The 24,795-nt window shown below is 44.5% G+C and carries 25 protein-coding genes, 2 tRNA genes, 1 riboswitch and 1 other annotated feature (1 of these 29 running past the window's edge); of the genes, 25 read left to right on the forward strand and 2 right to left on the reverse strand.

The window, feature by feature from the left end; translation table 11 throughout:
• Positions 1-3 precede the first annotated feature (3 nt).
• The 17 genes from SFC66_RS06550 to yihA all read left to right on the forward strand — a co-directional run bounded on the left by SFC66_RS06550 (position 4) and on the right by yihA (position 14,155).
• Complete coding sequence (locus tag SFC66_RS06550) at positions 4-516, forward strand: metallophosphoesterase (RefSeq protein ID WP_411217917.1); 513 nt, start codon at positions 4-6, stop codon at positions 514-516.
• An 87-nt stretch (positions 517-603) separates the two neighbouring features.
• A complete protein-coding gene (locus tag SFC66_RS06555) occupies positions 604-1,158 on the forward strand; it encodes a DUF420 domain-containing protein (RefSeq protein WP_038561925.1) in 555 nt (184 codons plus the stop codon).
• Between the two features lie 121 nt (positions 1,159-1,279).
• A tRNA-Gly gene (locus SFC66_RS06560) sits at positions 1,280-1,353 on the forward strand.
• A 1-nt stretch (position 1,354) separates the two neighbouring features.
• A tRNA-Arg gene (locus SFC66_RS06565) sits at positions 1,355-1,428 on the forward strand.
• Between the two features lie 276 nt (positions 1,429-1,704).
• Positions 1,705-1,836, forward strand: coding sequence for a hypothetical protein (locus tag SFC66_RS06570; protein ID WP_411217918.1), 132 nt, complete (start codon positions 1,705-1,707; stop codon positions 1,834-1,836).
• A complete protein-coding gene (locus tag SFC66_RS06575) occupies positions 1,820-2,059 on the forward strand; it encodes an alpha/beta hydrolase (protein WP_411217919.1) in 240 nt (79 codons plus the stop codon). The genes SFC66_RS06570 and SFC66_RS06575 overlap by 17 nt, the downstream gene beginning before the upstream one ends.
• The gene (locus SFC66_RS06580) at positions 2,046-2,315 is read left to right on the forward strand and encodes a type II toxin-antitoxin system HicB family antitoxin (RefSeq protein ID WP_411217920.1); all 270 of its coding nucleotides are present in this window, start codon (positions 2,046-2,048) and stop codon (positions 2,313-2,315) included. The genes SFC66_RS06575 and SFC66_RS06580 overlap by 14 nt, the downstream gene beginning before the upstream one ends.
• A 236-nt stretch (positions 2,316-2,551) precedes the next feature.
• The gene (locus tag SFC66_RS06585; RefSeq protein WP_411217921.1) at positions 2,552-2,992 is read left to right on the forward strand and encodes a cell wall hydrolase; all 441 of its coding nucleotides are present in this window, start codon (positions 2,552-2,554) and stop codon (positions 2,990-2,992) included.
• Positions 2,993-3,138: 146 nt separating this feature from the next.
• On the forward strand, positions 3,139-3,975 hold the full coding sequence (locus SFC66_RS06590; RefSeq protein ID WP_411217922.1) for a nuclease-related domain-containing protein: 837 nt from the start codon (positions 3,139-3,141) through the stop codon (positions 3,973-3,975).
• 286 nt (positions 3,976-4,261) lie between these two features.
• Positions 4,262-4,348, forward strand: a riboswitch (SAM riboswitch).
• A gap of 86 nt (positions 4,349-4,434) precedes the next feature.
• Entirely contained in the window at positions 4,435-5,172 is a 738-nt protein-coding gene (locus SFC66_RS06595) for a cyclase family protein (protein WP_411217923.1), read from the forward strand.
• A gap of 58 nt (positions 5,173-5,230) precedes the next feature.
• Positions 5,231-6,391: a glycosyl hydrolase family 28-related protein gene (locus tag SFC66_RS06600; protein WP_411217924.1), complete on the forward strand. Its 1,161-nt coding sequence runs from the start codon at positions 5,231-5,233 to the stop codon at positions 6,389-6,391.
• A 113-nt stretch (positions 6,392-6,504) separates the two neighbouring features.
• On the forward strand, positions 6,505-6,849 hold the full coding sequence (locus SFC66_RS06605) for a hypothetical protein (RefSeq protein WP_411217925.1): 345 nt from the start codon (positions 6,505-6,507) through the stop codon (positions 6,847-6,849).
• 142 nt (positions 6,850-6,991) lie between these two features.
• A complete protein-coding gene (locus SFC66_RS06610; protein ID WP_411217926.1) occupies positions 6,992-7,975 on the forward strand; it encodes a tetratricopeptide repeat protein in 984 nt (327 codons plus the stop codon).
• A gap of 144 nt (positions 7,976-8,119) precedes the next feature.
• The gene (gene tig, locus SFC66_RS06615) at positions 8,120-9,409 is read left to right on the forward strand and encodes a trigger factor (RefSeq protein ID WP_411217927.1); all 1,290 of its coding nucleotides are present in this window, start codon (positions 8,120-8,122) and stop codon (positions 9,407-9,409) included.
• Between the two features lie 407 nt (positions 9,410-9,816).
• Entirely contained in the window at positions 9,817-11,094 is a 1,278-nt protein-coding gene (gene clpX, locus SFC66_RS06620; protein WP_411217928.1) for an ATP-dependent protease ATP-binding subunit ClpX, read from the forward strand.
• A 159-nt stretch (positions 11,095-11,253) separates the two neighbouring features.
• A complete protein-coding gene (lon, locus tag SFC66_RS06625) occupies positions 11,254-13,587 on the forward strand; it encodes an endopeptidase La (RefSeq protein WP_411217929.1) in 2,334 nt (777 codons plus the stop codon).
• Complete coding sequence (gene yihA, locus SFC66_RS06630; RefSeq protein ID WP_411217930.1) at positions 13,574-14,155, forward strand: ribosome biogenesis GTP-binding protein YihA/YsxC; 582 nt, start codon at positions 13,574-13,576, stop codon at positions 14,153-14,155. Before lon ends, yihA begins: the two co-directional genes overlap by 14 nt.
• Before the next feature lie 31 nt (positions 14,156-14,186).
• Here yihA and SFC66_RS06635 read toward each other — a convergent pair whose 3' ends face one another.
• Positions 14,187-14,669 (reverse strand): LiaI-LiaF-like domain-containing protein, encoded by a 483-nt coding sequence (locus SFC66_RS06635; RefSeq protein ID WP_411217931.1) that lies wholly within the window; start codon positions 14,667-14,669, stop codon positions 14,187-14,189.
• Positions 14,670-14,901: 232 nt separating this feature from the next.
• Here SFC66_RS06635 and hemA point away from each other — a divergent pair, with 232 nt between their 5' ends.
• The 8 genes from hemA to SFC66_RS06675 all read left to right on the forward strand — a co-directional run bounded on the left by hemA (position 14,902) and on the right by SFC66_RS06675 (position 24,461).
• Positions 14,902-16,257, forward strand: a complete 1,356-nt coding sequence (hemA, locus tag SFC66_RS06640) for a glutamyl-tRNA reductase (protein WP_411217932.1) — start codon at positions 14,902-14,904, stop codon at positions 16,255-16,257.
• 17 nt (positions 16,258-16,274) lie between these two features.
• Positions 16,275-17,099, forward strand: coding sequence for a cytochrome C assembly family protein (locus SFC66_RS06645; RefSeq protein WP_411217933.1), 825 nt, complete (start codon positions 16,275-16,277; stop codon positions 17,097-17,099).
• A 26-nt stretch (positions 17,100-17,125) separates the two neighbouring features.
• Complete coding sequence (gene hemC / locus SFC66_RS06650; RefSeq protein WP_411217934.1) at positions 17,126-18,058, forward strand: hydroxymethylbilane synthase; 933 nt, start codon at positions 17,126-17,128, stop codon at positions 18,056-18,058.
• Positions 18,055-18,840 (forward strand): uroporphyrinogen-III synthase, encoded by a 786-nt coding sequence (locus tag SFC66_RS06655; RefSeq protein WP_411217935.1) that lies wholly within the window; start codon positions 18,055-18,057, stop codon positions 18,838-18,840. The genes hemC and SFC66_RS06655 overlap by 4 nt, the downstream gene beginning before the upstream one ends.
• On the forward strand, positions 18,837-19,820 hold the full coding sequence (hemB, locus tag SFC66_RS06660; RefSeq protein WP_411217936.1) for a porphobilinogen synthase: 984 nt from the start codon (positions 18,837-18,839) through the stop codon (positions 19,818-19,820). Before SFC66_RS06655 ends, hemB begins: the two co-directional genes overlap by 4 nt.
• 16 nt (positions 19,821-19,836) lie before the next feature.
• Positions 19,837-21,129, forward strand: coding sequence for a glutamate-1-semialdehyde 2,1-aminomutase (gene hemL, locus SFC66_RS06665; protein ID WP_411217937.1), 1,293 nt, complete (start codon positions 19,837-19,839; stop codon positions 21,127-21,129).
• Between the two features lie 128 nt (positions 21,130-21,257).
• A complete protein-coding gene (locus tag SFC66_RS06670; protein WP_411217938.1) occupies positions 21,258-23,420 on the forward strand; it encodes a LysM peptidoglycan-binding domain-containing protein in 2,163 nt (720 codons plus the stop codon).
• Positions 23,421-23,447: 27 nt separating this feature from the next.
• Complete coding sequence (locus SFC66_RS06675; protein ID WP_411217939.1) at positions 23,448-24,461, forward strand: phosphotransferase; 1,014 nt, start codon at positions 23,448-23,450, stop codon at positions 24,459-24,461.
• A gap of 1 nt (position 24,462) precedes the next feature.
• On the opposite strand, the gene SFC66_RS06680 is transcribed toward SFC66_RS06675, so the two are convergent.
• Complete coding sequence (locus SFC66_RS06680) at positions 24,463-24,651, reverse strand: hypothetical protein (protein WP_411217940.1); 189 nt, start codon at positions 24,649-24,651, stop codon at positions 24,463-24,465.
• A 122-nt stretch (positions 24,652-24,773) separates the two neighbouring features.
• Positions 24,774-24,795, forward strand: a binding site (T-box leader) (it continues 218 nt past the right edge of the window).

The following is a 24,795-nucleotide window of genomic DNA, read 5'->3' on the forward strand; positions in this document are numbered from 1 at the left end:
CAGATGAAACTGCTGATAACAAGTGACAGCCATGGAATGACAGCGGAAGTCGGTATGCTGAAACAGCGTCATGAAGATGATGTGATTGCAAGGATCCACTGTGGTGATTCAGAGCTGCCATTTGATGCGCCGGAGATGGACGGCTACTACCGTGTTGCGGGAAACTGTGATTTTGACAGAGCCTACCCGGATGTCGAGGAACTCACAGTTAACGAACTTCCGATCCTTGTCACGCATGGACATCTATATGGAGTGAAATCCAGCTTGCGTCCGCTTGAAAAGTTGGCAAAAGAGAAAGATGCGAAAGTAATCTGCTATGGACACTCGCATGTGGCAAGAGCGGATGTGATTGATGATAGGCTTTATATCAATCCTGGCAGCATCCGTTTGCCAAAACAGTCGCCGCATCCGACTTATGCCATTCTGTCCTACGAAGACAAGATAGCTACGGTTCGATACTATACACTGGCTGGAAAAGAACTTACGGAACTGGAGAAATCTGTTTCGTTGGATTGAGCCGGACAAAAAATTGTAACGTTTTTATTGCCGAATCACCTCACTCTTACGTTATACTAGTGTTTGAATGAATTGAGGTGATTCTATATGAATGAAGCCGATTTCGGTTATAAACCAAATCATAAAAAACGCAATTACCGTCCGCTTGTCATTTGGCTGACCATCATCATCGATGGATTGGTTGTCGTATTGAGCGGTTTACCACCTGTCGAAGGATTCGATTTGTTCGACGTACACATCCTGCCGATGCTGAACGCAATCTTCAACAGCTTTACGTTCGTCTTCCTGTTGTTGGCACTGATCTTCATCATGAAAAAGAATATCATCTGGCATAAGCGCTTTATCTATTCAGCCTTTGTCACAACTGCATTATTCTTGATTTCCTATGTGTCTTATCACTATCTATCAGGAGATACAAGTTTCGGGGGCGAAGGCATCATCCGTCCGATTTACTTCTTTATCTTGATCACGCATATCGTACTTGCAGCAGTCATCGTACCGCTTGCACTTGCATCGATTACGCGTGCCTGGAATATGGACGTGCCTCGTCACCGGAAGATTGCCCGCTGGACAATGCCATTATGGCTTTATGTCAGCCTTACAGGCGTCATCGTTTACTTGATGATCCGCCCGTATTATTAAGCCGATTGCTCCGGGAAACCGGAGCAATTCATTAATTTCAAAAAAACTGTTGACTCTTATAGTTTTATCATGTAGAATAAATCTTGTCCTTAAGAGAGGACGACATACATAAGAGCAATACGCGGGTGTAGTTTAGTGGTAAAACCTCAGCCTTCCAAGCTGATGTCGAGGGTTCGATTCCCTTCACCCGCTCCATGTCCCAGTAGCTCAGCTGGATAGAGCAACAGCCTTCTAAGCTGTGGGTCGGGAGTTCGAATCTCTCCTGGGACGCTAAACGGAAAAGCGCTAGAAACCTTCTTGTTAAGGGTTCTGGCGCTTTTCTTTTTTGCTTGAATTCATTATCATTGATTAATATCAACTGGGGGTAAAAAGGGCGAAAAAGTGGAAGTTGGTCCTTTTAAACGGTTTATCAGCTTTTAAAAATGTACTAAGACAGAATTATTTCTTTAATTGCCATCATCCTATTTTTTAGATAAATCCTATAGATTTACAAATATTTATTTAAATGATTATATTGTATGAGATAGTCCGTAGGAGACTACTGAAATGAATGAATTATTTTTAATTGACGGTTTTGGTGGGTCGCCCACAATAAATTGGCAGGCTGACATTGAACGATATTACCAAAAGGAATTCGATATACATACGGTAGAATATTCAAATGCTACCGATAGCTGATGTGGGTCAATGGGATGCTGACTTGGACAGAAATATCAAGAAGCCACAGAATGCGTATTTTATCTGTCACAGTTTGGGGTGCATTACCTTTTTAAGATACCTGCTCCGTCATGATGTGCAAATCATAGGAGCTATTTTTGTTTCGGGTTTTGCAGAGAAGCTAACATACATTTTTGGAATAAGTCAGAGAAAAGAATTGAGGAAAAATAATGGCAGTATATAAATACTATTCACTGGTAGATTGGTCAGTTGAAGACAACGTTTATTTGGTATCATTTCCAGATATCGAAAACTGTTTTACATTTGGAGACACTTTATCCAAAGCGATTGACATGGCGAAAGATGCCTTGGGTTCTATTTTGGCTGTGGAAGAGGAACAGGGCAGATACATACCCAAGCCTTCTCCAGCGAGAATGATAAAAATCCCGGAAGGAGCGAGTCTTATTCATATTGTAGTAGATACGAAAGACTACGAATGATTCCCTTATTGGAGAGAGAAATTGTAATGCTGGGAATACATATGGAGTCTTTCTTTTATGCGTCAAATTAGACGGTCATATTCGATATATAACTTACAACCGCATTCTTGTATTCTTGTATTCTTGTATATCTACTGATTACTACTCAACACAGATAGTCAAACAGAATATGCATTATAACAATAAAATGACATCGGACAAAGTCTCTCATCATACGTTGTTTTGAGGTGAGGAAAATGGCGAGAGTCCAATACAATAGTTCAGACATTGACTTGATGGCAAGGATGATGCGTGCGGAAGCAGAGGGAGAGGGCGTTCAAGGAATGCTTTATGTCGGGAATGTCATCGTGAATCGTGCAGTAGCCGATTGTTTGGATTTTGCAGATGTGCGATCGATAAATGATGTTATCTTTCAGGTGCAGGGCGGAAACTTCTCGTTCGAAGCGGTACAAAAAGGAAATGTTTTTTATCAGCGGGCACGTGACTCGGAAAGAAGATTGGCGGAAAGGAATTTGAAGTCCTGGAGACAACAACCCGCAGCTTACGCGCTTTGGTATTTCAATCCGTATGCACCATGCCCGCCGACATGGTACGGTCAGCCGTTTGCTGGTCAGTTCAAGGACCATTGCTTTTATGAGCCGCAAGCAGGGACTTGTGATAGTGTCTATATGGGCTAGAATTAAAAGAAACACCGTCTATAAGGTGTTTCTTTTCTTTTGAGTCTAATGAACTTATATTTTGTGACTCTATAAGGTACAATTATCCTAACATGAGAAATAATGCATTTATTATTGTAATTTCTAGTTGAGAAGAGGTTGGGCAATTGTTGCAAAAGTTGTTAGAAAAACTATCGGCACCTAAAAAATCAAATATAAAATCTGAGAATTCCAAGGTTAAGTCTAATAAAAGGAGTACTAATATAACATCAACGCGGATTGGAGAACTTGGTGAGTATAAAATCAACATACAGCTCGATCAATTACCTAAAAGCAGCAGATATTTGAGTGATGTGTTACTCCGCAATCCAAAAGCCATATCAGGCTATTCTCAAATTGATCACATCATTTTCACCTCTTGGGCAATTTTTGTAGTTGAGACAAAGAACTACGCAGGAACAATTTATGGAGATCGAAACAGGGACAAGTGGAGTGTGAATGGAAGGTTTCCGATGAAAAATCCATTTCATCAAAACTTTGGTCATATACAAGCAATGAAGTTGATATTGTCGGATATAAAAGATTCGAATATTGTTTCTATGGTTTCTTTTACCCGAAGATGTACGCTAAAGGTCAATGAAGATCTTAGGAAAATACAGTCTAATGACTTGATTGTATATGATACCGAACTATCTGAGTACATAAATAGAAAAATGAACATGTTAAGAGTGCAAGGTGAATTTCCTAGGTTCTCTAATGAAGATATTTTAAGCATGCATCGCATATTAAGTGAAAATAACATAACCGATCCTAAACAAAGGCAGGAGCATATCGATTCGTTAAATAAGAAAGACAAGTTTGTGCCTGCTGTAGAGACTGGTTCTAATGCGAAGTGTTTTAAGTGTGATATTAAAGTTTCTAAAAAGGTAGAGGATTATTGCAAAGCTAATCATAAACGCTTCAATGGGAAGGTATTTTGTTTCGAACATCAAAAGAGTAAGTAAAAAAATTCTATTGGATAATAACTGATAAACCCTTTCTGTATAACTTTCAGGAAGGGGTTTGTATCGTACTTGACAGTATTATGCCAAGTAAATCGCCTTGCTATTTCTATTGCATTAGTCCACATGCATAGGACTGAAAGCTGGTGATGACACACAGAATGTTTCTTTTTCATTGCAGGAAACGTGGAATGTAATGGCTGATTAGGTAATTCTGCAGTATTCAATTTCTCGTTGATGATTATTGACCAAATTCTTCGTTTAAAATATACTTTATTAACAGAATATTCTCTTATCCAGAGAGGCGGAGGGACTGGCCCTATGAATCCTCAGCAACAGACTGTATGTACTGTGCTAATTCCAGACTAGATAAGAATGGACCTACATAAAATTAGCAGGCCTCTTCTTATTGGGAAGGGGCTTTTTTGTTGCTATCATTCTAAATTATTGAGGTGATTAATCATGTCAAACGAGTTAAGCAACGCGTTGGAAGTTTTAAGAAAGAAAAAATGGGTCGATCTCACCCACACATTCGGACCTGATTCTCCGCATTTTTCTGCTTTCACCCCTGCCAAGTTCGATACGCTATTCTCGCATGATGATGGATTCTTTGCCCAGAGATTTACTTTCCCCGGGCAGTACGGCACTCATTTGGATGCCCCGATTCATTTTGTGCGTGATACACGTTACCTGGAAGAATTGGATTTGAAAGAATTGGTATTGCCGCTTGTGGTGATTGATAAATCCGCAGAAGCTGCAGCCGACCACGATTACACATTGTCTAAGGCAGACATTCTTGCTTTCGAAGGGGAACACGGACAAATCGACTCTGGTACATTCGTGGCGCTTCGGACTGATTGGAGCAAGCGCTGGCCAAATCAAGAGCAAATGGATAATAAAGATGAAGAGGGTAATAGTCATTCACCGGGTTGGTCGATTGAAGCGTTAAAGTTTCTATATGAAGAAAGACATATAAAAGCCGTCGGACACGAGACATTCGATACGGATGCAGCAGTGGATTTTCAGAAGAATGGCGCTTTGCTTGGTGAATACTATGTGCTGGAGCAGGATTCCTATCAAGTGGAACTGCTGACAAATCTGGATCAGCTGCCGGCCAAGGGGGCATTCATCTTTAATATCGTGCCGAAAGCCGAAAAAGCGTCAGGCTTTCCTGTCCGTTCTTTCGCAGTTCTTCCTTGATACAAGGTTAAGATTACGCCATTTCGGTTAATAGTATAGACGAGATGGAGGTGGCGGAATGAAAAGGAAAGAAAAACTATCAGATGTTTTTGTGAAGCTTGCGGACCGGCTTCGGGATATCAGTAAATCCAGCAATGGTGTAAAACAGAATTTCCGTGCAGCTCGTACGCTGATAGCGACGGACCATCCACTGGTAAAAGCGGACGGCAAACATAATGATGCAAAGGGTATTCAGAAATTATTGAACATGGCCGGTTCTGACAAGGCAATTCATATAATTTTTCCGCCCGGACAATATACGCTGCGCCGACCATTGCGGCTGAAGCAAAATACTTTTATGGAAGCAGACAGTGATGCTGTGTTCCGTAAAAAATATCATGGTCCGATGCTGCTGAATTTGCGGCTGTATAATCGTATGCGTGCGTATAGCGGTAACGGAAATTTGATTATCAAAGGCGGCGTTTGGGATGCGAATTATCCTGCTTATCACGGCGGAACCAGCTTTGTACTGGCGCATGCTGCGAATATAATCATTGAGGATCTGCAGCTGGTGGAGCATGGCGGCGGACATGCAATCGAATTGAATGCCGTACGTGATGTGGAAGTGCGCAATTGCCGTTTTCTAGGTTATGATGACCGGAATGGCGAGCGGGCGTATAGTGAAGCCATCCAGCTGGATTTGGCAAAAGCTCGCTGTGTGTTTCCATGGGGCGGGTCCGTTTTTGATCAAACAGCATGCCAAGATATTTGGATCCATCATAATCATTTCGGCCCATCGGATGAAAAGGGCAGCTGGGGTCGTGCGATCGGGTCGCATTCTGCAACAGCGGACAGATGGCATGAACGCATCTTCATAACGGATAATGTGATGAAAGAAACGCTTCAATGGGCAGTACGGGCATACTCATGGCGCGACGTTGTTCTTTATAATAATCGTATCGAAGGTTGCGGAGGTGGTATTGCGATTCACCCTAATAGCGTGGATGGCAGGAATGACACCGACAGTAAAAACCGCCCCACAGGCCGCAGCAATCCAGTCAGGAATATACTGATCATGAAAAATAGGATCAATGCTGGCGGTCATTATGCGTCTGCCATCAGGCTGAAAGGCGATAAGCAGTCACCAATCAAGACTGCGTGTTTAAGTGGTAATCATGTCGAATCTTATCCTGGAAAAGGTGTACTCGTGACAAACACTGATTCTCTCATGCGAAAATGACATGGGTACTTTCCGGCATAAGTTCTATTATATAAATGTAAGATTTTTGTATATTATGGAGAAAATAAGCATATGGCGGCTGGGACATGCTACACTTTTCATGGAGGTGTCCTATGTACTTAGATGAAACGAAACGTTATCGGTTTATTGGCTCAGTTCCATTTGGGAAAAAGAACTTCATGGTTCGCATCTATGATTTGGAACTGCAGCAGGAATACACGCTTTCCGATCGGCTTCTCGGACAATACACGGATAAAACTTTAAAAGAATTCTATCTTCAAATCAAAAAAGATATTTATGCGATGAATCATGAAGAAATGTCGTTGGCAGAGGAAATGGGAGAGATGCAGCAAAGGCTGCTGGATTTCCTGGATGAGGAAGATGAAGATGGCGGGGTTCCGAGTATGGAGAATGTCATTCCTTTCAGAAGGCGGAATGTGGACGTGCCGAAGAAGTGACAGGCATGTTCAATCAAGCTGTGGATTGTCGGATTCGCAGCTTTTTCCCATTTAAAAGTTTGCATTCTGCGTTTTCTTTGATAAATTTAAGGGTATAGCTGGTATCAGGTTCCTAACTGAAAATCTTATAAGGATGTTGCCGATGGATAAAGAGAATAATGTTGTCCTGTTCCCAGGTCTGAAGACACGACTGGAGCAGGAAGGAATGAAGGAGCTGCAGGAGAAGAATTATACCGCAGCCATAGATAAATTTGAACAGCTGCTCGAATACGGATACCGCCAGCCTGAAATACTTACTGGGCGGCTGATTTGCTTGATGGAGCTTGGCAGGCATGAAGAGGCCGAAGAGATGTCCTTACAGCTATTAGCTGCAAAGGATAAGGATTATCTGCAATACTTACATATTCATTTGACTTTGCTGTTCCAGCTTGGCCGCTACGAAGAAGTGGTGGAACTGCTGGATGAGGTGTATGCACGGGAAAACATACCAACACCGCTTCGCGCGTCATTCGACCAGCTGCAGAAAGTCAGCCGTAAAATGGCGGAAGACAAAAGCCAGACGACAGCCGATCAGCTTATACATAATTTTGAGAAAGCGCGCAGCGACCAGGATGCTGCGCTTCAGTGGAGATTGATCCAGAAATGTCATTCACTGGATGTCAGTCCGCATGTGCAGAAAATGGAAGCTTATCTGCTGGATGAAGAAGCAGATCCGGTCGTGCAGACAGCCGTGCTGGAATGGCTTGTCAAACAGGAAATCGAATTCCCCGTCACCATACATAAGATGAAAGAAACGCAAACCGTTGTTCCGGAAGATCTGGAACTGGTGGATAAGTCGGATGGGATGGAAAGTGTACTGAAGCATTTGCATCTTCTGGAGCAGCAGAACCCTTCGCTTTACGATTTGGTGTACAAACTATTGTACCGTTATATGTATGTAAAGTATCCGATGATGCCTACGGAAGAGGATAGTGCAGTACTGGCGTCTGCCTTGCAGAAGCTTGCAAGCAGCTATCTGCAGATCGAGCAGCCGGCTGTCACGGAGGAAAAAGCGCAGAAAATCGCTACGATGATGGAAGAAATCATCACTTTCGAGGCAAAATACCTGACGGTCGCCGAGGAATGACACTATCCGTATCGTAAGTGTTGAAAGCGACTATGAATATGTTATAATGAGATGGTTGTAAACCAGTACTAGTTAATAACTTATATTATGCTAGAATTGAGAACGATTAACAGGTAAGAAACGATAGATGTTGGAGGGAATATTATGTCAGCAAAATTCGAAAGAACAGAAGGAAAGAACGAGGGTATCTTAACGATCACTCTATCTCCTGAGGAATTGGACAAGGCGCTTGATCAAGCGTTCCAAAAAGTTGTTAAACAAGTTCAGGTACCAGGTTTCCGTAAAGGACGCGTACCACGTAAAATCTTCGAACAACGCTTTGGTGTGGAATCCCTATACCAAGATGCGATTGATATCGTTCTTCCGGGAGCTTACATGAATGCGGTTGAAGAAACTGGCATCGAGCCTGTTGCACAGCCGGATGTTGATCTTGAGCAAATCGAACAAGGCAAAGAACTTATCTTCAAAGCTACTGTAACTGTTAAACCAGAAGTAGAGCTTGGCGATTACAAAGGTCTTGAAGTAGCAGCTGAAGATACTACTGTAACTGACGAAGATGTGGAAAGTGAAATCGAAGCACTTCGCAGCAGACAAGCTGAATTGGTTGTCAAAGAAGAAGGAACTGCAGCAGAGGGCGACACAGTCGTAATCGATTTCGAAGGTTTCACTGATGGTGAAGCATTCGAAGGCGGTAAAGCAGAGAACCATTCTTTGGAAATTGGTTCCGGCAGCTTCATCCCAGGTTTCGAAGAACAGCTTGTAGGTAAGGAATCCGGCAGTGAATCCGATATCACTGTAACATTCCCTGAAGAATACCACGCAGCTGAACTTGCTGGTAAAGAAGCAGTCTTCAAAGTGAAAATCCATGAAATCAAAGCGAAGGAACTTCCTGAGCTTGATGACGAATTTGCAAAAGACGTAGACGAAGAAGTTGAATCTTTGGATGCGCTTCGTGAAAAAACAAAGAACCGTCTGCAAGAAGAAAAAACAAATGCAGCGGAAAATAACAAACGCGAGCAACTGATCAACCAAGCTACGGACAACGCGAAAGTGGAAATCCCGGAAGCAATGGTGGATACTGAGCTTGACCGCATGGTCCGTGAATTCGAACAGCGCTTGCAAATGCAAGGCATGACGCTTGAAATGTACGCACAATTCTCCGGTCAGGATGAAGCGGCACTTCGTGAGCAAATGAAAGAAGATGCTGGCAAACGTGTTAAAACAAACCTTACACTTGAAGCGATCGCGCAAGCGGAAAACGTGGAAGTGACTGACGAGGATGTTAACGCAGAGCTAGATAAAATGGCTGAAATGTACCAAACTGACAAAGAGCAATTGACTCAAATGCTTGGTGGAAACACAGACGCTATCAAAGACGATCTTAAATTCCAAAAAGCAATCGACGTTTTGGTGGACAACAGCAAAACTGCATAAGACATAACAGAAAAACAAGGCAGCAATCACTGTGCCTTGTTTTTCTAAAAATTACCGTACTTTCCAGGGAGGGATTATTGCTCTCTCTGTGGAATTACGTGCATGAACGCTTTCCTGGTTTACATACACTACATACATATGATTTGACTTTTTATAAAAAAACTCCATAATGAAACGTACCTCTTTTTTCGCGTATGCAGGATTTGTCAATATGACAAATGAAGGAGAAATCTTTCAAGGCAGGGTTTTACCTGCGGTCATTTTGGCTAATACTGTTGGAAAAAGTGTTTTGCTTTTTAATACTGCTTTTATCTGATATGATTGGCTAAAGGAAGGCTGGGCGCATCCAGAATGTGTTTGATCTTTCGAGATATCATATATAGATATTACATTCGAGGGGTGAAATGATGTTTAAATTTAATGAAGAAAAAGGGCAGCTCAAGTGCTCTTTCTGCGGCAAAAGCCAAGACCAAGTACGTAAATTAGTAGCCGGACCAGGCGTCTATATATGTGATGAGTGCATTGATTTGTGCACGGAAATCGTGGAAGAGGAACTTGGAAACGAAGAAGAAGTAGAATTCAAAGAGATTCCGAAACCACAGGAAATCCGCGAAATCCTATCCGATTACGTCATTGGACAAGATAAAGCGAAGAAAAACCTAGCAGTAGCGGTTTACAACCATTACAAACGCATCAATTCCGGTAAGAGTTCAGATGATGTTGAATTGTCCAAGAGTAATATCGCCATGATCGGACCGACTGGTAGCGGTAAAACGTTGCTTGCTCAGACATTGGCGCGAATCTTGAACGTACCGTTCGCGATTGCGGATGCAACTTCTTTGACAGAAGCAGGTTACGTTGGGGAAGATGTTGAGAACATCTTGCTAAAACTGATTCAAGCTGCCGACTATGATGTGGAGAAAGCTGAAAAAGGTATCATCTACATCGATGAAATAGATAAAGTGGCACGTAAATCCGAAAACCCATCCATCACACGTGATGTTTCCGGTGAAGGTGTGCAGCAGGCACTGCTCAAGATTCTTGAGGGTACGGTAGCAAGCGTACCGCCACAAGGCGGCCGTAAGCATCCTCATCAAGAATTCATCCAGATCGATACAACGAATGTATTGTTCATCTGCGGCGGAGCTTTTGATGGTATCGAACAGATCATCAAACGCCGTCTGGGAAATAAAGTAATCGGTTTTGGTGCTGCTGATGGCAACCAAACACTTGACCAAGGTGAATACCTATCTAAAGTATTGCCGGAGGATCTATTGAAATTCGGTCTCATCCCTGAGTTCATCGGCCGTCTTCCAGTAATCGGAAGCCTTGAGCCGCTAGATGAGGAAGCCTTGGTCGAGATCCTTACAAAACCTAAAAATGCATTGGTGAAACAATACCAGAAGCTTTTCCAAATGGATTCAGTGGAACTGGAAATCGAGGAAGATGCGCTTCGTGAGATCGCTAAATTGGCTATCGAACGTAAAACTGGTGCACGTGGCTTGCGCTCCATCATGGAAGGTATCATGCTTGATATCATGTATGATCTTCCATCACGTGATGACATCAAACAATGCATCATAACTAAAGACACAGTACTGCTTGAAAACGGCCGTCCGAAGTTTGTACTGCATGATGGTACAGTTACAGATGAGAACCAGCAATCTCCAAAAGAGAGTGCATAAGTTTTATCTGACAAGCAGATGATCATGTACAGCAAATCCCTTGTTACAGTTGGTGGCAAGGGATTTTTTTCTTGATTTTCACAAAGTATGGGTACGGTGCAGCGGTTGTGTATATACTTTAAGAAGGACTGAAGAAGACAGACATTTGGAGGTGTCACGATGGAAAAAGAGAAGACACTGGTAACGCCTCTTTTACCCTTGAGGGGATTGCTCATTTTTCCGACGATGGTCTTGCATTTAGATGTAGGAAGGGAAAAATCCGTCCACGCATTGGAACGTGCAATGATGGAAGGGGAAACAATCTTTTTGGCGGCCCAAAAAGAAGTGGATTTGGATGAACCGAAGAAAGAGGAAATCCACCATATCGGTACAGTCGCAAAAGTCAACCAGATGATGAAGCTGCCGAACGGGACGATGCGGGTTTTGGTGGAAGGCTTATATCGTGCTGAAATCGTCCGTTTTATCGAGGATGATAAGCAATTCATGGTTGAAATCATGGAAAGAACAGACAAGCACGGCACAAAGAACGAAGAAGAAGCACTGATGCGTGCTTTATTGGAACAGTTCGAGCAATACATAAAGGTTTCAAAAAAAATCGGCCAAGAGACATTGGCTACTTTGACGGATGTAACAGAACCAGGCCGAATGGCGGATTTGATCACGTCCCATTTGTCCTTGCGCCTTGATGACAAGCAAGAGATCCTGGAGATGCAGGATGTCAAAGAACGTTTGCGTCACATCATCATGATCATCACGAACGAGCGGGAAGTTCTGGATCTGGAGAAGAAAATCGGCCAGCGTGTAAAACAATCCGTTGAAAAGACTCAAAAGGAATATTACTTGCGGGAACAGATGAAAGCAATTCAAAAAGAGCTTGGAGACCGCGATGGAAAGTCCGGGGAAATCGAACAATTCCGTGCGGATATCGAATCTTCCGATATGACGGATCATATGAAGCAAGTGGCCGAAAAGGAATTGCGCCGTTATGAGCGTGTACCGCAGAGCTCAGCTGAAAGCTCTGTCATCCGCAATTATCTGGAATGGCTGATTGCACTTCCATGGAAGAAGCAGACGGAAGATAATCTGGATATTCCGCATGCCGAGGCCACATTGGATGAAGATCATTATGGCTTGGATAAAGTGAAAGAAAGAATATTGGAATATTTGGCCGTGCAGAAGCTGACCAATTCGTTGAAAGGTCCGATTCTTTGTTTGGCCGGACCTCCTGGAGTCGGAAAAACGTCACTTGCGACAAGCATTGCCAAAGCGATCAATCGCGAATTCGTCCGCATTTCGCTTGGTGGTGTGAGGGACGAAGCGGAAATCCGCGGCCATCGCCGTACGTATGTCGGAGCGATGCCTGGCCGCATCATGCAAGGCATGCGCAGGGCAGGAACGACCAATCCTATTTTCCTGCTTGATGAAATCGATAAAATGAGCAATGACTTCCGAGGCGATCCGTCTTCAGCTATGCTTGAAGTACTTGATCCGGAACAAAACAGTTCGTTCAGTGATCATTTCATCGAAGAGACATATGATCTCTCCAATGTGATGTTCATTGCGACTGCCAATAATCTGGGTTCGATACCAGGGCCTCTGCTTGACCGGATGGAAATCATCAGTATTGCGGGTTATACAGAAGTGGAGAAACTGCACATTGCGAAGGAACACCTGTTGCCGAAGCAAATCAAAGAAAATGGTTTGAAAAAAACGAATATCGTCATGAAGGATGAAGCGCTCGAACATATCGTCCGCCGTTATACAAGGGAAGCTGGTGTCCGCGGGCTGGAGCGGCAGCTGGCAGCGGTTTGCCGCAAGGTGGCGCGGATCATCGTATCGGAAGATAAGAAGCGCGTGACGGTGACTGCGAAGAAAGTGGAAGAATTACTTGGACGCCCACGCTTCCGTTATGGTTTAATGGAAGAGGAGAATCAAGTTGGCGCAGCGACAGGTCTTGCTTACACGACTGCTGGCGGAGATACACTATCCATTGAAGTCTCGTTGTCTCCTGGTAAAGGAAAATTGACTCTTACCGGAAAGCTTGGCGATGTAATGAAGGAATCCGCTCAAGCGGCCTTCAGCTATATCCGTTCCAATGCGGAAGAACTCGGAGTCGATCCATCTTTCCATGAACAATATGATATTCATATCCATGTGCCGGAAGGGGCAACACCGAAGGATGGTCCATCCGCTGGAATCACGATTGCCACTGCTCTGACGAGTGCACTGACTGGAAGACCAGTGCGGAAGGAAGTCGGCATGACAGGGGAAATCACCCTGCGTGGACGTGTCCTGCCGATTGGCGGCCTGAAAGAGAAGAGTTTGAGTGCGCATCGGGCAGGAATCACCACGATCCTCTTCCCAGCCGATAATGATCGGGATTTGGAGGATATACCGGATACAATCAAGCAAGACATGACGTTTATCAAAGTCAGCCATCTTGATGAGGTATTAAAATACGCATTGGTGGAAGATAAAAATGAAAGTAACTGAAGCAGAAATAGTAATCAGCGCGGTATCGAAAAAGCAATATCCGGAGACGCATATGCCGGAGATTGCTTTGGCCGGCCGCTCGAATGTAGGAAAATCATCTTTTATCAATAAGATGATCAATCGCAAGAACTTGGTGCGCACATCCCAAAAGCCAGGAAAGACACAGACATTGAACTTTTATAAGATCAATGATCGCTTCCATTTCGTCGATGTGCCAGGTTATGGTTATGCCAAAGTTTCCAAAAAGGAACGTAACGCTTGGGGTAAGATGCTGGAAGAATATTTCACGGAGCGTGAAAATCTGAAGGCAGTCGTACTGCTTGTCGATATTCGCCATGAGCCGACCAAGGATGACGTAACCATGTACGATTTCCTGAAGCATTATGAGCTTCCGGTCGTTGTTGTGGCAACGAAGCTGGATAAAATTCCAAAAGGGAAACGTGTCCAGCACATCAAGCGGGCAGCCGATAAGCTGCAGCTTGAGCAAGAAGATATCATCCTTCCGTTTTCTTCTGAAACAGGAGAAGGAAAAGAGGAAGCATGGGGAGTATTGAAACATTTCCTATGAAAAATAACCGTACAAGCCTTAGCTTGTACGGTTATTTTTTTCGGAATAGCAAGTAAGCGCCTGTCAGGATAAGCAGAACCGGCCAAAAATCGCCAATGATTCCCGCAGCCTGATCAAGCCAGCCGAACCAAGCCGGCTGCTTTGGTGATACAATCGTGAAAATACCGAGGGCGAGCAGCAGTATCGCCCAAATAAAGCCTTTCTTCGTTTTAAGTGCTGATAGGAATAATGCTGCACCGGCCAATAACGGATAAGCTCCCCAACTGTCAGTCCAGAAGCTGTAATGGCGCAGGCCGTGAAAATGGATGCCCAAGCCGAGAATGAAGTAGCCGGCGAATAAGTTTTTATGATCTTTCGTAAGATAAGCATGCAATAATAGTGCAGCGCCAATGATGATTAATAACGTCGGCCATGAATAAAAATCGACAAATAAGGGAACCCGTAACTGGCGCAATAAGAAATAAGCGCCGACTCCCAATAGCAAAAATCCAATAAAAGCATTTTTCTTCGTCATAACATCTCTCCACATAATAATAATTATTAAATAAGATTAAATCGTTGATTATCATGACTAGCTGTGTTAACTTGTAATATGTACTTATGAAATCATTCACAAACATTTAAAAATGAAACACATACTTTATCCTAACACAATTGTTTACGATTCTGTTCACAAATTTGATTCGGACGGAAATGCCATAGTGTTATACTGGAAAGAGCGACATGTTTTCAAGGGGGAAAAGGGAATGTACATGTTAGTTGCAGGAATCAATTATCGCACAGCCCCGATTGAAATTAGAGAAAAACTAAGTTTCAAGGAAGAAGAGCTTGGCTTAGCGATGCAAGCACTCTCCAATCAAAAAAGCATGCTTGAGAATGTCATCATCTCGACTTGCAACCGTACGGAGATTTATGCTGTGGTCGATCAAATGCACACCGGCCGCTATTATATAAAGAAATTCTTGTCTGAATGGTTCGGAATCGATAAAGACGAGATTGCATCTTATCTTACATTTCATGAGGATGAAAGAGCTATGGAGCACTTGTTCCGGGTCGCAAGCGGACTGGACTCCATGGTGGTAGGGGAAACGCAAATCCTCGGACAGCTGAAGCGCTCGTTCCAAAAAGCGCAGGAGCTTCATACATCCGGAACGGTGTATAATGAGTTGTTCAAACAAGCTGTTACATTAGCAAAGCGCGCGCATACGGAGACAGGTATCGGTGAAAATGCTGTTTCTGTCAGCTATGCTGCGGTGGAGCTATCCAAAAAGATATTCGGTGATATTTCATCCAAACGTATCGTCATCCTCGGCGCTGGTAAAATGGGGGAACTGGCTGCAAGAAACTTGCACGGTTCGGGCGTCAAAGATGTTACGGTCGTAAATCGGACGAAAGAAAAAGCCGAACAGCTTGCTGCATTATTCAATGGTAAAGCTGCTGGATGGGACGAATTGGCTGGCGCATTGCATGATGCGGATATTGTCATCAGTTCCACTGGTGCACCAGGATATGTGCTGGACAAACAATTACTTCAGCCGATATTGAGAGAACGAAAAGGACAGCCTTTATTCTTGGTGGATATTGCGGTTCCACGTGATATCAATCCGGATGTGGATGAACTTGACAGCACGTTCTTATACGACATCGATGATTTGCAGAACGTGGTAGATGCCAATTTGGCTGCCCGTCAGGAAGCAGTCGAGAAGATAGAAATCATGATCGAAGGCGGCATTGTCGATTTCAAATTGTGGCTGCAGACATTGGGTGTTGTGCCAGTTATTTCTGAGCTTCGCCGCAAAGCAGCTGCCATCCAGGCCGATACGATGAAAAGCTTGGAAAGAAAACTGCCGGACCTTAGCGAACGTGATAAGCGTGTGCTGAACAAGCATACGAAAAGTATCATCAACCAGCTGCTCAAGCAGCCGATCACGCAGGCGAAAGAGCTTGCTGGCCGCGAAAACAGCGAGGAACTCATCCAGCAGTTTGCTGAGATCTTCGGTATCGAAAAAGCAGTGCTCGATAAACAAAATAATATCATCAAACTGGATCGTTCAGAAACCAAGACATTCCAGTCTGTACCAAGTGCTTCCACAACCAGATAAAAAGAAGGGCTTTTAAAATGCAGGTACCCGCTTATCTTTACGAAATCATTTTGTTACTTTATGCAGCCAGCATTTTCAGCTATTTTATCGATTTTATACAAAAGAATCGGAAGGCGAATGTTTTCGCCTTCCGTTTGCTTACATTTGTTTGGTTCTTTCAGAGCCTTTTTTTATTGCAGGAAATGATTGCACATGGCGGACTGCCGGTAAAGGACGTATATGAAGGCTTATATTTTTATGCTTGGGTCCTCGTGTCGCTTTCTTTATTTATCAATCGCATCTACAAAGTCGATTTTCTCACCTTCTTTTTGAATGTGGTCGGCTTTTTTATGATGTTATTATATATTGCAAGCTCCGCGTATGAGCAGCCGACAACACAGACGATACCGTTCATGGATGAAGTGCTGATCGCGCATATAACGTTAGCTATACTGGCTTATGGCTTTTTTACACTATCATTTGTCTTTGCTGTCATGTACTTATTTCAGTTTCAGCTTCTGAAGCAGAAAAAAGGGTATAGATGGTGGACAAGACTCGGTGACTTGGGCAAGCTAGAGACATACACTTTCACCTCCATTACGATCGGGACGCCATTGCTGTTGTTATCAATCGTCATGGGTATTGTATGGGCATATACAACGGCTGCCGCTTTTTATTGGTTTGATTGGAAAACAATCGGATCATTGGTTGTATTGGCAGTCTACGCTGTCTATCTGTTCCTGCGCTTAGCAAGAGGAGTGAGAGGCAAGGGCTTGGCTGTTTATGCTATTGCAGCCTTCCTTATCCTCATCATCAACTTCTTCTTACTCAGCACGTACTCATCATTTCATTTTACTGGGTGAAACCCATTTTCTAGGAGGTAGAGCAAATGCGAAAAATTATTGTAGGTTCAAGAAAAAGCAAGCTGGCGCTTACACAAACCAAGTGGGTAATCGAACAGCTGAAACAAGCTGGAGCGCCATATGAATTCGAAATCAAGAAAATCGAGACAAAGGGTGACAAAATCCTGGACGTCACACTTTCCAAAGTTGGCGGGAAAGGGTTGTTTGTCAAGGAAATAGAGCAAGCTATGTATGATGAGGAAATCGACATGGCTGTACATAGTATGAAGGATATGCCATCTGAACTTCCGGTTGGTTTGACGATTGCTTGTGTGCCCGTTCGTGAGGATTACCGGGATGCTTTCATATCCAAGGATCATGTTTCATTGAAGGAACTGCCAGAGGGCGCTATCGTCGGAACGAGCAGTTTGCGTCGTGCGGCACAGATTCTCGCTGTCCGTCCGGATATTGAAATCAAATCGATTCGCGGTAATATCGATACACGTCTGAAAAAACTTGAAACGGAAGACTTCGATGCCATCGTTTTGGCGGCTGCTGGTTTGAAACGAATGGGCTGGAGTGATGATATCGTTACGGAATTCCTCGAAACGGATCTTTGTCTGCCTGCTATCGGACAAGGAGCGCTTGCAATCGAGTGCCGTGATACAGATATGGAATTGATCGAGCTTCTATCAAAAATCAATGATTCTTATACGCAACAGACAGTTGCTGCTGAACGGACTTTCTTATACTTGATGAATGGCAGCTGCCAAGTGCCTATCGCGGGTGTAGCTCATATGGAAGATGACGATGTTGTTTTGACTGCTTTGATAGCTTCTTCTGATGGGAAAGAAGTATACAAAGAAGTGGCACGCGGTGCTGATCCGCAGGAAGTTGGCAAAATTGCTGCCCAGAAGATGCAGCAGCTGGGTGCGCAGGAAATCATCAACAAAGCGATTCAGGAGTCGGAATCACAATGAGTGGGCTGCCAGCGGTGAAGGTGCTTGTAACGCGCCCGAAGCAGCAGGCACAACACTTCTCTGAAAAGCTGCTCCAGGCAGGAGCAAGCCCGATCTCGGTGCCCCTGCTCACTTTTCAGACTAGGATCAACAAGGAAAACGAGAAACTTTGTCAAGCAAGCGGCAGGTTTGATTGGCTTTTTTTCTCCAGTAAAAATGGAGCCGAGCATTTTCATGCATTGCTGCACGCCTGCTCGAGTCTCGAGCACTGGTCGCATTGCCGTATTGCAGCTGTCGGCCAAAAGACAGCTGATACAATAGAGGAGCTTTTTGGTCGTAAAGCCGACTTTGTGCCAGAATCATATACAGCGGATGCTCTTGCGGCTGCATTTGCCAAAGCAGAGGATCCCGTCAGCCGGATTTTATTGATTCAAGGAAACTTATCACGTCCGGCATTGGCAAATGGATTGAAGGAAAATGGCTTTGGATTTGAGAAAATGGTTGTCTATGATACCGTAGAAGAGAAGCAGAATCAAGCACTTTTGAACAAGGTGCTAGTCGCAGAACAGCCAGAGGTATTGACGTTTACAAGTCCATCCTCGATTGTGGCTTTTCTAGCTTTTATCACCGATTCGGGCGTAAAACGTGACCAGTTCGATAAGCTATGCCTCGTAATCGGACCGACAACCGAGGAAGCGGCCAGGAGACATGGTTTTCGCAATGTTTTGCTTCCTGGGCATTTTACAGCAGAGGCAATGATCGATACATTAAAACATTTCTATGAACAAAGGACAGGTGAATGACAATGGCAGAATTCAAACGCCACCGCCGTTTGCGTACTTCAGCAAATATGCGGGCATTAGTAAGAGAAACAGAAATGACAGTGGATGATTTGATTTATCCCGTTTTCGTTGTCGAAGGAGAAAACGTACGGAATGAAGTTTCGTCCATGCCAGGGGTGTTCCAGCTATCTTTGGACAATTTATCATCTGAGATGAAAGAAGTAAGCGATTTGGGTATCAAATCTGTATTGTTCTTCGGTATTCCTGCTGAAAAGGATGAAGTCGGTACAGGTGCATTCCATGATCACGGTATCGTACAGCGGGCAATCAGTCAGACAAAAGAGGAATATCCGGAACTTCTGTTGATTGCAGATACTTGCCTATGTGAATATACATCCCACGGACACTGCGGTATCGTGCATGACGGAATAATCGATAATGATGAATCATTGGGCTATTTGGTGGATACTGCTGTCAGCCAGGCGAAAGCAGGAGCGGATATCATTGCCCCTTCGAATATGATGGACGGCTATGTGCAAGCAATCCGCAAAGGACTGGATGAAGCTGGGTTTACTAATATTCCGATTATGGCTTATTCTGTCAAATACGCTTCAGCCTTTTATGGACCGTTCCGCGAAGCAGCTGATGGTGCGCCACAATTCGGCGACCGTAAAACATATCAAATGGATCCTTCCAACAGAAGGGAAGCAATACGTGAAGCAACATCCGATATCGAAGAGGGAGCTGACTTCCTTATCGTGAAGCCAGCGCTTGCATACTTGGATATCATCCGTGATGTGCGCAATCAATTCAACGCTCCTATCGTCGCTTATAACGTCAGCGGGGAATACAGCATGGTAAAAGCAGCTGCATTGAACGGCTGGATCGATGAGAAAGCCATCGTCATGGAGAAAATGATCGGTATGAAACGTGCTGGTGCTGATTTGATCATGACTTACTTTGCCAAAGATGTGGCAAGATGGCTGAAAGAAGATAACTGACTGAGGAGGAATTGTGATGAAAAGCTTTGAAAAATCGATAGCAGCATTCCAAGAAGCGAAACAGCATATGCCTGGCGGAGTCAACTCACCTGTCCGTGCGTTCCGCTCTGTAGGAATGGATCCCATTTTCATGGATAGCGGCAAAGGCTCCAAAATCACAGATATTGATGGCAATACGTACATCGATTATGTGCTAAGCTGGGGTCCGCTCATTCTTGGTCATGCCGATGACCGCGTAGTGGAAGGCCTGAAGAAAGTTACGGAAAAAGGGACAAGCTTCGGTGCGCCAACTGTGATCGAGAATAAAATGGCTGCTTTGGTAAAAGAAAGAATACCATCCATGGACATCGTCCGCATGGTGAATTCTGGTACAGAAGCAACCATGAGTGCGCTTCGTCTGGCACGCGGTTTCACTGGCCGCGATAAAATCCTGAAATTCGTCGGCAGCTACCACGGCCACGGGGATTCCCTTTTGATCAAAGCTGGTTCTGGTGTCGCGACACTTGGTTTACCAGATAGCCCGGGTGTACCGGAAACAATTGCGCGTAATACCATCACGGTTCCCTATAATGACCTGCAAAGTGTCCGCTATGCATTTGAACAATTCGGGGACGATATCGCGGCAGTTATTGCCGAGCCGGTTTGCGGCAATATGGGTGTGGTACCACCTCAGCCTGGTTTCCTGGAAGGTCTTCGTGATGTTACAAAAGAGCATGGCGCATTGCTTATTTTTGACGAGGTCATGACTGGTTTCCGTGTTGGCTATCATTCTGCTCAAGGGCATTTTGATGTGGAACCGGATCTGACGTGCTTGGGTAAAATCATTGGCGGCGGACTTCCTGTCGGTGCTTATGGCGGCCGTAAGGAGATCATGGACCGTGTGGCGCCAGCTGGTGATATTTATCAAGCTGGTACATTATCAGGAAACCCGCTGGCAATGACAGCCGGGTTTGAAACATTGACGGCAATGGATCAGGCTGCTTATGAGCGGATCAATAGCCATGCTGACCGCCTTGCAGAAGGCTACAAAGCTGCTGCAGAGGAGTTTGGTATTCCATTGCAAGTGAACCGTGCTGGTTCCATGGTTGGTGTCTTCTTCACCGATACACCTGTCATAAATTTCGAGACGGCACAAACATCCAATCTGGATCATTTCTCCATGTATTATCGTGAAATGATCGAAGCGGGTATCTTCCTGCCGCCTTCTCAATTCGAAGGGCTGTTCTTATCCGCTGCACACTCGGATGAGGACATCGAAGCAACAATCGAAGCGGCAAGACAAGCATTCAAGAAAATTGCAGCATCCTGACTGGTGAGCCCAAGCTAACGCTTGGGCTTTTTTTCATGGGGACAAAGGGATTTTCCTTCATATGTGACACGCCGTCCGCATAGGTTTTAGTGATTAGGATCGCTTAAATCTTGGAAGGAGGATTCCAATTGTCTACAAATGAGACAACACCTTTTATGTTTGATATACAAGAATCACTCAGTTTCCGTGCCGACGAAAATTTGCAGGATTTGATCGGGATCGCATTGGAGCCGGATATCAGTATCCAGGAGTTTGAGCATGAAATATCCATCCGAGGTATCATTGAACTGACAGGCGAATATCACCCTGTACAGGACGTTGTCGAGGGAACTGCAGTTGCAGTGAGTCCCGGCACCAGGGAAATGGAGAATGTGAATAAACTGGAAACCGGTACAAATACATTCTTTCATCGCTTTCCTGTGGAAATTTCGATCCCTAAGCATCGGATCAATCAGTTGAAAGATGTCTATGTGACGATTGATAACTTTGATTATGAAATTCCAGGCAGCAATGTATTGGAACTTCATGCCACTGTTGCCATTTTTGGTGTGCAAGATGAGAAAAGGCAAGTGGAGGCTCAAGCAGCAGATCAGTTATACAATCAAACTGCACCCATTGAAGAAACAAATTCTGCGTATGCCTATTCGGAAGAGGTAGCTGAGCAATTGGAAACACAAGCACGTGAAACATATCAAAATGAACAGCAAAGCCTCCAGTATTACCAGGAAGAAGCTGCTGAAACAACGCCCGAAGAAAATGTTCCAGATGCAGATGCTCATCTGTTCTCCCAAGAAAAATATGCAAAAACAGATGAGTCAGAACTATATCAGGAAAAAAACGCATCAGAAGGTCGAGACCAACAAGCACATACGTTCCAACAGGAATCCATAGAAGCAAAAGAAGCAGCTCAGGTTGACAATGAAAGCGAAATTCGCGACCAGCAAGAGCAGCAAGCATATGTTTTCAATCAGGAATATAAGGCGCAAGAAGAGTCAGCACCGGAAGAAACATTGTCAAAAGCGCGTGAGCAGCAGGCATATGATTTCAATCAAGAGTATACGGCGCAAGAGGAGTCAGCACCTGAGGAAACTGTGTCAGAAGCGCGTGAGCAGCAGGCATATGCCTTCAATCAAGAATATACGGAGCAAGGAGAGTCAGCACCTGAGGCACCTGCACCAGAAGCCCGTGAGCAGCAGGAGCAGCAGCCATATACCTTCACTCAAGAGTATAAGGAGCAAGCCGAATCAGCACCTGCACCAGAAGCCCGTGAGCAGCAGGAGCAGCAGGCGTATGCCTTCACTCAAGAGTATAAGGAGCAAGTCGAACTAACAGCGGAGGCACCTGCACCAGAAGCCCGTGAGCAACAGGATCAGCACGCATTTGGCTTCAATCAGGAATATAAAGAACCAGCGGAAGCAGCGTCAGACTTGCTCGACCATGACAGCCAGCAGATGGTGCATTCCCGGGAGCAAACATTTCCTAGAGTGAATATTCAAGCGGAAAAGGAGACTGCTTCAGAAGTAAGTGAAGAAGAAACTTATAAACTGGAAGATCATCTAGCACAAGACGCCGATGATTCTGCTAAAAGCAGGCATCCCGAGGCGTACTTTATACTTCCTGATGAGATGGAGGATGCTTATCAAGCAGCTGATTTTCGACAGGCATATGAACAGGATGAGGCGGAGTACCAGCTGGACCGGGAATTGCCGCATGAAGAACGATCATTGGAACCGGATTTCACATTTACCTATCAAGCAAAACCTGCAGAAGAAGCACATCCTGAACCAATCACTTTCGAAGCACCGCCATTGTTGACACCGGAAGAGGACGATCGTTGGAAATACAAAGAATCAAAAACCTTCAGTGAGTTCTTCGGCAATAAACCAGTGGAACCAACAGAAGTACCGCAAGTAAATGATACTGCTGAAGAAATCGAAACGGATGATACTGTTTATGGAGATATAACATTGCAGGCGGTTCCGATTAATGAGGAATTGCAGCCGGAGGAACTGCAGGATGCATTGGAAGAAGAAACACAGATAGCGGCAAAGGAAGATGCGGCTGAACGAAATGATAGTGATGACTTCCTCGTCCATATGTTTGGGGCAAGAGAAGAAACATATACAAAGGTCCGTGTCTGCATCGTCCAGGAGCGTGATACGCTGGAAAAGATTGCGACGCGTTATGATGTACCGGTGAGCTCGATTGCCAGCTCCAACAATTTGGAGGAAGAGTCGGTTTCTGAGGGGCAGCTGCTTGTTATCCCGCAGAAACGTTTGAAAAAGAGTTAGTAATAAACAATGAACGGGGTGTGCTAGATGGAAAATATCGATCGGATACTAGCTGCCTATGGCATCACGCCAGCCTCGGTTCAACAAGTTACCAGCCGCCTGTCCAAAGTGCAAACGCACCAGGCGGCTTTTGCTTTAAAAAGGTCATCCCTCCACCCGGAGCGGCTCGATCGCTGGCTGATGGTCGTCCAAGGCAAGCATAACTTTTATCGCGAAGGTGTTCCGCCTGTTTTTCAGACTTTGCAGGAAAATTTTTACGTGGCGGATGAAGGGGAAATCTACTATTTGATGCCTTGGCTGGAGCAGCATCGTACGGATGAACCGGATCATCCTTATGAAATGCTGTTCACTACATTGGGTAAAATCCATGCCTCCTCCAGCAAACGTTACCCAATCGATTATGAAGCTTACGCACTTGCTATCAGGATGCAAAAAGAGAAGCTTCAGCAAGATAGGGAGGAACTGCTCGGTTTGGTAGAACGTTTTGAATCACAGACATACATGGGTGTCGTGCCGCTGCTTGTGTGCACGCATTATAAGGATTTGGAGCATGTATCGGCAATGCTGGATAAATGGTATGACCACTACGATGCAGATCTGAAGGAAGATCCGGAAATGGAACATAGTGTGCTGCACGGTAATTTACGTCCTTCCCATGTGCAGAACGGCAGTCCGCTGCATCTGCTTAATTGGGAAAAGACCAAGCTCGGTAATCCTAGCTTGGATCTGGCTGCCTACTTTAAGGAAGAGTGGCGTTTTATCGATAGCAATATGATAAGCCCGCCATATTACCTCCACGCGTATGAAAACAATCGCCAAATGAAGAAAAATGAAGAGAGCCTGTTCATGCTGCATCTGCTTCACCCAGGCCGATATTTGAAGCAGGTCAGAGAATATGTAGATGCCCCGCAAAAAGCGGATACCCCTGCTGTCGTAAAGGAATTGACCCAGACACATCGGCAGCTGACGCAGGCTCTTCAGGCACAAGCTTATTTCCAGGAATTGCGCGATCAAGAGAATCAGGAAGGCGCAGAGGCTTGAATCAAATAGACTTCGACTGGAAGCTGAAGTAAAGTGCAATCAATCCCCCGAGCAGCAAGATATCCAATATCGATGGAAACAGCAGTGTCCGGATGAACTGGAAGATGATCAGCGGAATCACCGCCTTCTCGGTGACATTGACCCAATACTTAAGGAAACCGGGCATGTTGTTGCGGTTGAATTTACTCATTGTCATCCCTCCTCTAAGCAGTATATGAACGGGAAAAGCTAGGCGTTTACCCTTTTTTGAAAAAAATATGCGACTGCATTGACTTTTTTACTGTCAAGTGGATACAATAAGCTATACATGATACAAATGCTTTGACAGGGAAGA

This window comes from Terribacillus saccharophilus (assembly GCF_046592895.1).
GTDB classification, from domain to species: Bacteria; Bacillota; Bacilli; order Bacillales; family Amphibacillaceae; genus Terribacillus; species Terribacillus saccharophilus_D.